We start from the raw sequence: 9433 nt of genomic DNA on the forward strand, positions 1-9433 counted from the left end.
GCCTGTACTCGACCGACGTCGCGCGGATGATCGGCGCGCCGGTCTTCCACGAGAACGGCGACGACCCCGAGGCGTGCGTGCGGGTGGCCCGGCTGGCCGTGGAGTACCGGCAGGCGTTCAAGAAGGACGTCGTCATCGACCTGGTCTGCTACCGACGCCGCGGGCACAACGAGGGCGACGACCCGTCGATGACCCAGCCGCTGATGTACGACATCATCGACGCCAAGCGGTCGGTCCGGAAGCTCTACACCGAGGCGCTGATCGGGCGCGGCGACATCACGATCGCCGAGGCCGAGGAGGCCCTCAAGGACTACCACGACCAACTGGAGAAGGTATTCGTCGAGACGCGCGACGCGTCCGGCCAGTCCACTCCCGAGCCGGTAATGGCCGGCACCCCGTTCGAGGGGGTGCCCACCGGAGTGACACACGAGGTCATCAAGCGGATCGGTGACTCGTTCGTCAGCCTGCCGGAGACCTTCACCGTCCATCCCCGGCTGAAGCGGCTGCTCGACCGGCGTGCCGCGATGACCAGCGAGGGCGGGATCGACTGGGCCATGGGCGAGTTGCTCGCGTTCGGCTCACTGCTCCTGCAGGGCGTCCCGGTGCGGCTGGCCGGCCAGGACAGCCGGCGCGGCACGTTCGTCCAGCGGCATGCCGTCCTGGTCGACCGCAAGACCGGCGCGGAATACACGCCGCTGAAAAACCTCGACCCCGAGCAGTCCCGGTTCTGGATCTACGACTCGCTCCTGAGCGAGTTCGCGGCGATGGGCTTCGAGTACGGCTACTCGGTGGCCAACCGCCGGGCGCTGGTCTGCTGGGAGGCACAGTTCGGCGACTTCGCCGGCGGCGCCCAGTCGATCGTCGACGAGTTCGTCTCGGCCGGCGAGGCGAAGTGGGGGCAGCAGTCCGGTGTCGTGCTCCTGCTGCCGCACGGCTACGAAGGCCAGGGCCCGGACCACTCCAGTGCGCGCATCGAGCGGTTCCTGACCCTGTGCGCCGAGGACAACATGACCGTGGCCAACTGCACCACGCCGGCCAACTACTTCCACCTGTTGCGGCGGCAGGCACTGCGCTACAACTACCGGCCGTTGATCGCCTTCACGCCGAAGTCCCTGCTGCGCCGCAAGGCGGCCACCTCCGACATCGACGACTTCACCTCCGGTGCCTTCTCCCCGGTGCTGAGCGACCCGGGCGTCGGCGACCAGCCGCCCGACCCTGACAAGGTCACCAAGGTGGTGCTCTGCTCCGGCAAGGTCTACTACGACCTGGCCGCCCACCGCGAGGAAAACGGCGTGAGCGACGCCGCCATCGTCCGGCTCGAGCAGCTCTACCCGCTGCCCGCCGATTCCCTGCGCGCCGCCCTGGCCGCCTACCCCAACGTGCGCAGCTACACCTGGGTGCAGGAGGAGCCGGCGAACCAGGGAGCGTGGCCGTTCATGGCGCTCAACCTCCCGGCCCGGCTTCCCGGCGACCTGCCGCTGCGGCTGGTCTCACGCCGGGCCTCGGCCAGCCCGGCGGCCGGATCCAGCAAGGTCGCGGAGCAGGAGCAGAAGGCGCTGGTCACGCAGGCCTTCGCCGGTTAGCGGGCGGCGATGTACTTCACCGACCGCGGGATCGAGGAACTCAGCAGTCGACGCGGCGCCGAGACCGTGAGCCTGGAGTGGCTCGCCGAGCAGTTGCGCGCCTTCGTCGACCTCAACCCCGACTTCGAGATCCCGGTCGACCGGCTGGCGACCTTCCTCGCCCGCGACGACGAGGACGACTGAGCGTCCGCCCTCATCAATCTGCCGTGATCAGTAGGCCCGGCGCTGCCGGTATCCGCCGTACTGTCTCCGGGGCACGAACACGGCCGCGGCGATCATGCCGAACACGAATCCGACGACCGGCACGAGGATCGCGGTCCCGCCGCCGCCGGTCATCCCCCAGCCCCGCGCATAGACGGCCTGCAACCCGAACCAGAGAGCGAGCAGGGTCCACGCCGGGAGCCACCCCGGGAGGAAGTAGAGGAACCCCATCAACCCGGCGGCCTTCGCCCGCGGGAACTTCACGAGGTAGGCCCCCAGCAGGCCGGCGATGGCACCCGAGGCGCCTACCAACGGCAGCGTTGAGCCGCCCAGGGTGAAGGCGAAGATGTAGGTCGAGACGACCCCGGCCAGCAGGTACAAGAGCAGATAGCGCACCCGCCCCACGCGGTCCTCCACCGTGCCGCCGAAGAGGAACAGGAAGACCATGTTGCCGAGCAGGTTCAGCCAACCGGCGTGCAGGAACAGGCTGGTCAGCGAGGACAGCGCCGGGTACTTGTGATACGTCGGCTTGACGGTCAGGCAGGCGTTGCGACCGGCCGGCGGGCCGACCGTGAAGGGCAGCGCCTGGTTGCGTGTCAGCTCCCACGGCACGGCGCCCCAGTGGTAGACGAACGCCTGTTGCCCACACAACTGCGCGGTGGATTCGCTGGTGAACGGGGCCCGGGCGAGGGGCGACAGCACGAACACGACGATGTTCGCCACGATCAACGCCCACGTGACGATCGGGACCCGGCGGGCCGGGTTCCGGTCGTAGCTCGGAATCACCACGCGACCAGAGTGCCGAAGTCCGGGCGGCTTCGCACGCATCTTGTCCAATGCCGCGCCGAATTGTCGGGACCGCCACGGTAGCGTGCCCGCTGTGCAGACCCGACAGCTGGCGATCGACGGTGCCTGGGAGTTCGTCCCGGACCAGCATCCGGACGACCGCGGGGTCTTCGCGAACCCCTACCTCGCCGACGAGGTGGCCCGGGCGGTCGGCCATCCGATGGCCCTGGCCCAGACGAACCACAGCGTCTCCCGCCGGGGCACCCTGCGCGGGGTGCACTACGCGATGGTGCCGCCCGGGCAGGCGAAGTACGTCCACTGTCCGCGGGGCGCCGCACTCGACATCGTGGTCGACATCCGGGTCGGTTCACCGACGTTCGGCCGGCACGACACGGTGCGCCTGGACACCGTCGACCTCGCGGCGGTCTACGTCGGCGAAGGGCTCGGCCACGTCGTCGTCGCCCTCGAGGACGACACGGTGATCAGCTACCTGTGCTCGACGGGATACGAGCCGGGCCGGGAGCGGGGAGTCAGCGCGCTCGATCCGGCGCTCGGCCTGCGGATCCCCCCGGACCTGGATCTGGTGCTCTCCGACCGTGACCGCGCCGCGCCCACGCTGGCCGAGGCGCAGACCGCGGGGGTGCTGCCGCGCTACGACGACTGCCTGGCGTTCTACGAGACGCTGCGGCGCAGCCCGGCCCGCGAGGCCCCCCGCCGGAGCGGCCCGTAGCGCAGCACCACCCGGCCGAGCACGTCGCCGGTGCCCAGCGACCGGCTGTCGTCGCTCCCCCAGGCGTTGTCCCCTTCCAGCCACCAGCCGTCCTGGAACCGGCGGACCGCGCGCTTGACGACCAACCGGTCCGGGCGTTGCGTGAAGCGCGCCAGGACGACATCACCCGGCCGTACGCCGTCACCACGCCGTACCAGCACCGCGTCACCGTGCCGCAGGGTGGGGACCATCGACGGACCCGCCACGAGCACCGTCATCAGGGGCCAGCGCACCCGTGTCCTCCCGCCTGAATACCTGTTCGGACCGAGGGTAGGGTCCGTTGAGAGAGATCATCGCAAGCCACCAGGAGGTCATCCATGCGGTTGTTCCACCTGCTCACCCCGACGACCGTCGCCTATGCGCACTGCGATCTGCCGTGCGGGGTATACGACCCGGCGCAGGCCCGGATCGAGGCCGAATCGGTCAAGGCGATCCAGGAGAAGTACCAGGGCAACGACGACCCGGCGTTCCGTACCCGTGCGCTGATCATCAAGGAACAGCGGGCCGAGCTCGTCAAGCACCACCTGTGGGTGCTGTGGACCGACTACTTCAAGCCGGCTCACTTCAAGGCCCACCCCGAGCTGCACCAGCTGTTCAACGATGCGACCAAGCAGGCCGGCGCGTCCGGCGGCAAGGGCTCGGTCGACCCGAAGGACGGCCAGAAGCTGCTCGACCAGATCGACAAGATCGCCGAGATCTTCTGGGAGACGAAGAAGGCGGCGTGACCCACCCGCTCGATCCGCAGCAGACCCCGGCCGGCACCGCGCAACACCCGGTGCCGGCCGGGTCGTCTGTCGGCGAGTTTCCGGTCGGCAAAGTTCTCGTCATCCGGCACGGCGAGACCGAATGGAGCGCGTCGGGTCGCCACACCAGCGTCACCGACGTCCCGCTGACCGCCCGCGGGATCGAGCAGGCACGTGGACTCGCCGGTCGACTGGCGTCGCGGCGCATCGTCCGGGTCGTCGTCAGTCCCCGTCGACGGGCGCGCGACACGGCAGAGTTGGCCGGCCTACTTGACCCGGTCGTCGACCCGGACGCGGCCGAGTGGTTCTACGGCGCTTACGAAGGCCGGACCACCGAGGAGATCCGCCGCGACCGGCCCGGCTGGACGATCTGGACGGGAGATCCGCCTGGCGGGGAGACCGCCGCCGAGGTGAGAACGCGCGCCGACCGGCTGCTCACGTCGATCCGCCCATTCCTGGCCGACGGCGACGTCGCGATCGTCGGACACGGCCACTTCGGCCGGGTGCTCACCGCCCGCTATCTCGGTTTTCCGGTGCCGGCCGGTGCCCACTTCCTGCTCGGACCCGCCACCCTCTGCACACTCGGCACCGAACACGACGCACCCACGATCGACACCTGGAACCTCCCGCCGCTCACCGAGGAAGCACCGTGAGCGTGACGGTACGGCGGGTCGGGCCCGCCGACATCCCGGCCGTGGTGGCGCTGGTGCACGACCTCGCCCGCTACGAACGCGCCGCTGAGCAGTGCAAGCTCACCGACGACCAGCTGAGCAGGTCGCTCTTCAGTGACCGGCCGGCGCTGTTCGGTCATGTCGGCGAGGTCGACGGCGAGGTGGTCGGGTTCGCCTTGTGGTTCCTCAACTACTCGACCTGGACGGGTGAGCACGGCATTCACCTGGAGGATCTGTTCGTCCGCCCCGAGCACCGGCGCAGCGGCCTGGGCCGTGCCCTGCTCACCGAGCTCGCCCGGATCTGCCGGTCCGCCGGCTACACCCGGCTGGAGTGGGGCGTGCTGAATTGGAACGTCGACGCGCACCGCTTCTACCGGTCGCTGTCGGCCGAACCGATGGACGACTGGACCGGCTGGCGACTCAGCGGAGATCGACTGGCCGAGCTCGCCGAGCAATGATCTGCCTCGGTGACCCGCAGGTCCGGTAGACAATGGAGGATGACGGCATGCCGATTCGGGAGGACCAGCCAGTGAGCGAAGAGCCCGAGACCACCGAGGCGGGTACCGGGGACGTCGTCGAGATCCGGCTCCCGGCCAACTCCGCCTACCTGTCGGTGCTCCGTACGGCGACGGCGGGCCTCGCCGCCCGACTCGACTTCACCCTCGACGAGATCGACGACCTGCGCATCGCCGTCGACGAGGCGTGCGCGCTGATCCTGCCCGACACCGTGCCGGGCAGCGAGCTGGCCTGCCGCTACACCCTGAACGGCGCCACCCTGCACGTCGCCGTGAGCGCCAAGACGCGTTCCGGGCAGACGCCCGGCCGGTCGTCGTTCGCCTGGACCGTGCTCTCCGCGCTCGGCGGCGACGTCGAGGTCAACACCGACCAAGACGACCGGGTCACCATCGCTCTCCGCAAGCATCGCAGCGCGAGACCGTGACCGCCTCCTCCAACGGAGCAACCGAGCCCGGATCGAACTACGACCGAGATCACGCCCGCGACCTGTTCGCCCGGCTGGCGTCGAGTCCGGACGACTCGGCGGAGCATCGCGTTTTCCGCGACGAGCTGGTCGAGATGCACCTGCCCCTGGTCGAATACCTGGCCCGCCGGTTCGCCGGCCGCGGCGAACCGCTCGACGACCTCGTGCAGGTCGGGACTCTCGGGTTGATCAAGGCCGTCGACCGGTTCGACCTGGACCGCGAGGTGGAGTTCTCCACCTATGCCACCCCGACCGTGGTCGGCGAGATCAAGCGACACTTCCGCGACAAGGGCTGGACGATCCGGGTACCCCGCCGACTCCAGGAGCTCCGCGCCGCGATCTCCGCCGCGACCGCCGACCTGACCCAGGATCTGGGCCGGTCACCGACCGTCCGGGAGCTGGCGGCCAAGCTCAAGGTCGACGAGGAGGAGGTCCTCGACGGGCTCGAGTCGGCCAACGCCTACGCCGCCATGTCGCTGGACACCTCGTCCAGCGAGGACGTCCCGAGCGTCGCCGACACCCTCGGCGTCGAGGATGAGGCGCTCACCGGGGTGGAGAACCGGGAGTCGCTCAAGCCGCTGCTCGACACGCTGCCGGACCGGGAGAAGCGGCTGCTCGCCCTGCGCTTCTTCCAGAACATGACGCAGTCCCAGATCGCGGCCGAACTCGGCATCTCCCAGATGCACGTCTCGCGGCTGCTCTCCCGCACCTTGGCGACGCTGCGCGAATCGCTGCTGCGCGAGGACTAGCGGCCGCCCTCCTCACTGCGGGTCGAACGCCGCCCGCGCCTCCGGGGTGGCGAGCAGCAGCAGGATCGCGATCGCCGAGACGAGGATGGGGCCGCCGTACGCCGGCCGGCCGGCCTGGAACGCCAGGCTGAAGCTGACCGGGAGCCACAGCACCTGCAGCACCACGATCGGCGATCGCGCCCATCGGCGCACCGCGCCCAGATAGCGGCCGAGTACGAGGAGAACGGCGGCGGCGATCAGGGCGAGCGCCGCTCCCCCCAACCCGCCGAAGAGGCTGTGCGGGCTCCCCACGATCGTGTCGACGATCAGCAGGACCGCAATCGCCACCAGCGCGAGCCCCTGGACGCCGGCGAGCACGGCCGCCGCGGTCACGACACGCGGCACCGGCGGGCCCCCACGGGCATCGGGCTCTGGCACGGCCGCGATGCTACCGGCCGGTACGCTCCGATTCATGCGCGCGCTGCTCGTCGTGAACCCGCAGGCCACAGCGACGACGCGGCGCGGACGCGACATCCTGGCCCGGGCCCTCGGGTCCGAAGTCAGGGTCGATGTCGCGCAGACCCTCGGCCGGGGCCACGCGATCGCGCTGGCCCGCCAGGCGACGTCGGACAAGGTGGATCTGGTCGTGGCCCTCGGCGGTGACGGCACCGTCAACGAGGTGGTCAACGGGCTGCTGGCGAACGGCGTCTGTCCGCAGGTGCCGGCGCTCGCCGTGGTGCCCGGCGGGTCGGCCAACGTCTTCTCCCGCGCCCTCGGCGCGCCTCACGACCCGATCGAGGCGACCAGCGCGATCCTCGACGCCCTACGCGCCGGCCGATCGCGCCGCGTCGGGCTCGGGCGGGCCGACGACCGGTGGTTCACCTTCAACGCCGGGTTCGGCTTCGATGCCGAGGTGATCGCCCGGGTGGAGCGGCACCGGCGGGCCGGCCGCGGCGCCTCCCCGGGTCTCTACGTCCGGTCCGCCGTCGGCGAGTTCTTCCTCGGCGCGGACCGGCGCCATCCACGGCTGACCCTGCACCGGCCCGGGGACGACCCGATCGACGCGCTGTACTTCGCCATCGTGTCGAACACCTCACCGTGGACATATCTGGGCAATCGCCCGGTCAACCCGACGCCCGGAGCGTCCTTCGACGGTGGACTCGACCTGTTCGCGATGCGCTCGATGCACACGGTGCGGGTCCTGCGGGTCGCCTACCAGGCCCTCCGCCGTCGACCCCGCCCCCGGGGTCGGTATCAACTGCGGCTGCACGACGCGGTCGACCTGACACTCACCGCCGGCGAGCCGGTCGGGCTCCAGGTGGACGGCGACTACGTCGGCCAGCGGCGCTCGGTGCGCTTCACCGCCGTCCCCGATGCCCTGCGCGTGGTCGCCTGAGCCGGCATCGGTTGCGGGCTGCACAAACTGCTGCCAGGGTGGGCCAGAGCGCCGCACGGCGAGAGTGACCCGGCTTACACGATTCAGATTGAGCTGGTTCAGCACTTGACACCGGCGCTGCTCGTGAAAGTATTCACAAGCGGGGGGCCGCACCACGCCTCCCGGAACACGAAACCCGGAACCACCAGACCACCGAACGATATCCCCCACTGACACGTAAGAGACCTGATGAGGAGGCAAGCATGGATTGGCGCCATCGCGCGCTGTGTCGTGACGAAGACCCTGAGCTGTTCTTCCCGATCGGCAACACCGGTCCAGCATTGCTGCAGGTAGAAGAGGCCAAGGCGGTCTGCCGTCGCTGCCCCGTCACCGACGAGTGCTTGTCGTGGGCGTTGGAGAGCGGCCAGGACGCCGGCGTCTGGGGCGCAATGAGCGAAGACGAGCGTCGCGCCCTCAAGCGGAGGCGGGCCCGCGCCCGTGCCCGCATGGCCTGACCTGCCCAAACGGCACGCCGCGTAGCTCGCGACCGTGCCTCTGTACGACCATGCGATCGGCTATGCCGTCGTCACGGTGGCCCGACACCTCGAGGTGCCGGGCCATCGCTGTGTCCGGGGTGGGCTCATGCCCGCGGGGCCAGGGGCACCTGCAGCCGCGCCTGCGTGCCGTGCGGCAGGCGCGGCCCGACCTCGATGGTCCCGCGCAGTTCAGAGTCCACCAGCGTCCGGGCGATCCGCAGGCCCAGCCGGTCGCTGTCCGCCAAGCGGAAGCCGGGCGGCAGCCCGGCGCCGTCGTCCCAGACGCAGACCGTGAGCGCCCGGGCGGACCGCTCCGCGACCACCACGACGTCACCCTGGGGCACGTCGACGAAAGCGTGTTCGACCGCGTTCTGCATGAGTTCTGTGAGCACCATCACCAACGGGGTGGCAACCTCCGCGAGCAGTTCGCCGAAGTCGCCCTCCCGGCGGAGTCGGACCCGCGACTCGGGCGCGGCCACCTCGGCCACCATTCCCAGCAGCCGGTCGACCACCTCGTCGAAGTCGACCCGCTCGTCGAGAGAGAGTGCGAGCGTCTCGTGGACCAGGGCGATCGAGCTCACCCGGCGTACCGATTCCTGCAGCGCCTGCCGGGCCTGCGGGAGGTCGACCCGTCGCGCCTGCAGGCGCAGCAGGGCGGCGACGGTCTGCAGGTTGTTCTTGACCCGGTGGTGGATCTCCCGGATCGTCGCGTCCTTCGTCATCAGCTCGCGCTCGCGCCGGCGCAGCTCACTGACATCGCGCAGCAGGACCAGGGCTGCGGTGCGCACTCCGTCATGAACGATCGGGATGGCGCGCAGCGACAGGCTGGTGCCGTTGGCCTCCAGCTCGGCCCGCCACGGAGCGCGGCCCCGGACGACGAGGGCCAGGCTCTCGTCGACGCCGTCGCCGTGCTGGATGAGCGGCGTGACGACCTCGGCCAGGGACGCTCCGACCACCTCGCCGGGGTGGCCGATCCGGTGCACGGCAGAGACCGCGTTGGGGCTGGCGTAGTCGACGACACCCTCAGCATCCAGCCGCACGAAACCGTCGCCGACCCGTGGC

Annotated in this window: 14 protein-coding genes; 10 read left to right on the forward strand and 4 right to left on the reverse strand. The window is 70.3% G+C overall.

The genetic code is table 11. The features are described 5' to 3' along the window. Both VGH85_10855 and VGH85_10860 read left to right on the forward strand, forming a co-directional pair. The coding region (locus tag VGH85_10855; protein HEY2174298.1) for a thiamine pyrophosphate-dependent enzyme at positions 1 to 1583 on the forward strand (1583 nt) is incomplete at its 5' end. 9 nt (positions 1584 to 1592) lie between these two features. Next, the gene (locus VGH85_10860; protein ID HEY2174299.1) at positions 1593 to 1766 is read left to right on the forward strand and encodes a DUF6104 family protein; all 174 of its coding nucleotides are present in this window, start codon (positions 1593 to 1595) and stop codon (positions 1764 to 1766) included. A gap of 27 nt (positions 1767 to 1793) precedes the next feature. Here the strand turns inward: VGH85_10860 and VGH85_10865 are convergent, their stop codons facing one another. Then, positions 1794 to 2573, reverse strand: coding sequence for a rhomboid family intramembrane serine protease (locus VGH85_10865; GenBank protein HEY2174300.1), 780 nt, complete (start codon positions 2571 to 2573; stop codon positions 1794 to 1796). Between the two features lie 91 nt (positions 2574 to 2664). On the opposite strand from VGH85_10865, the gene rfbC reads away from it, so the two are divergent. Then, complete coding sequence (gene rfbC, locus VGH85_10870; GenBank protein HEY2174301.1) at positions 2665 to 3300, forward strand: dTDP-4-dehydrorhamnose 3,5-epimerase; 636 nt, start codon at positions 2665 to 2667, stop codon at positions 3298 to 3300. Here the strand turns inward: rfbC and VGH85_10875 are convergent. Further along, entirely contained in the window at positions 3243 to 3572 is a 330-nt protein-coding gene (locus VGH85_10875) for a S26 family signal peptidase (protein ID HEY2174302.1), read from the reverse strand. The two genes, rfbC and VGH85_10875, sit on opposite strands and share 58 nt — an antisense overlap. Before the next feature lie 84 nt (positions 3573 to 3656). Here VGH85_10875 and sodN point away from each other — a divergent pair, with 84 nt between their 5' ends. The 5 genes from sodN to VGH85_10900 are packed head-to-tail and all read left to right on the forward strand — an operon-like array spanning position 3657 to position 6481. Further along, entirely contained in the window at positions 3657 to 4064 is a 408-nt protein-coding gene (gene sodN / locus VGH85_10880) for a superoxide dismutase, Ni (GenBank protein ID HEY2174303.1), read from the forward strand. After that, positions 4061 to 4735, forward strand: a complete 675-nt coding sequence (locus VGH85_10885) for a histidine phosphatase family protein (protein ID HEY2174304.1) — start codon at positions 4061 to 4063, stop codon at positions 4733 to 4735. The genes sodN and VGH85_10885 overlap by 4 nt, the downstream gene beginning before the upstream one ends. Further along, entirely contained in the window at positions 4732 to 5211 is a 480-nt protein-coding gene (locus VGH85_10890) for a GNAT family N-acetyltransferase (GenBank protein HEY2174305.1), read from the forward strand. The genes VGH85_10885 and VGH85_10890 overlap by 4 nt, the downstream gene beginning before the upstream one ends. 47 nt (positions 5212 to 5258) lie before the next feature. Continuing rightward, positions 5259 to 5693, forward strand: a complete 435-nt coding sequence (locus VGH85_10895; GenBank protein HEY2174306.1) for an anti-sigma regulatory factor — start codon at positions 5259 to 5261, stop codon at positions 5691 to 5693. Further along, positions 5690 to 6481, forward strand: coding sequence for an RNA polymerase sigma factor SigF (locus VGH85_10900; protein ID HEY2174307.1), 792 nt, complete (start codon positions 5690 to 5692; stop codon positions 6479 to 6481). The genes VGH85_10895 and VGH85_10900 overlap by 4 nt, the downstream gene beginning before the upstream one ends. A gap of 12 nt (positions 6482 to 6493) precedes the next feature. Here VGH85_10900 and VGH85_10905 read toward each other — a convergent pair whose 3' ends face one another. Next, the gene (locus VGH85_10905; protein HEY2174308.1) at positions 6494 to 6898 is read right to left on the reverse strand and encodes a hypothetical protein; all 405 of its coding nucleotides are present in this window, start codon (positions 6896 to 6898) and stop codon (positions 6494 to 6496) included. A 34-nt stretch (positions 6899 to 6932) separates the two neighbouring features. Between VGH85_10905 and VGH85_10910 the strand changes: the two genes are divergently transcribed. Both VGH85_10910 and VGH85_10915 read left to right on the forward strand, forming a co-directional pair. Continuing rightward, the gene (locus VGH85_10910; protein HEY2174309.1) at positions 6933 to 7856 is read left to right on the forward strand and encodes a diacylglycerol kinase family protein; all 924 of its coding nucleotides are present in this window, start codon (positions 6933 to 6935) and stop codon (positions 7854 to 7856) included. A 242-nt stretch (positions 7857 to 8098) separates the two neighbouring features. Beyond that, on the forward strand, positions 8099 to 8350 hold the full coding sequence (locus VGH85_10915; GenBank protein ID HEY2174310.1) for a WhiB family transcriptional regulator: 252 nt from the start codon (positions 8099 to 8101) through the stop codon (positions 8348 to 8350). A 125-nt stretch (positions 8351 to 8475) separates the two neighbouring features. Here the strand turns inward: VGH85_10915 and VGH85_10920 are convergent. Further along, on the reverse strand, positions 8476 to 9433 hold a 958-nt coding region (locus tag VGH85_10920), incomplete at its 5' end, for a histidine kinase dimerization/phosphoacceptor domain -containing protein (GenBank protein HEY2174311.1).

It is taken from the genome of Mycobacteriales bacterium (assembly GCA_036497565.1).
Lineage (GTDB): Bacteria > Actinomycetota > Actinomycetes > Mycobacteriales > QHCD01 > DASXJE01.

What these genes read in the sequence shown, in the direction of transcription:
- sodN (HEY2174303.1), top strand. Translation starts at nt 3,657, where the DNA reads ATGCGGTTGTTCCACCTGCTCACCCCGACGACCGTCGCCTATGCGCAC.
- VGH85_10910 (HEY2174309.1), top strand. Translation starts at nt 6,933, where the DNA reads ATGCGCGCGCTGCTCGTCGTGAACCCGCAGGCCACAGCGACGACGCGG.
- VGH85_10895 (HEY2174306.1), top strand. Translation starts at nt 5,259, where the DNA reads ATGCCGATTCGGGAGGACCAGCCAGTGAGCGAAGAGCCCGAGACCACC.
- VGH85_10860 (HEY2174299.1), top strand. Translation starts at nt 1,593, where the DNA reads ATGTACTTCACCGACCGCGGGATCGAGGAACTCAGCAGTCGACGCGGC.
- VGH85_10915 (HEY2174310.1), top strand. Translation starts at nt 8,099, where the DNA reads ATGGATTGGCGCCATCGCGCGCTGTGTCGTGACGAAGACCCTGAGCTG.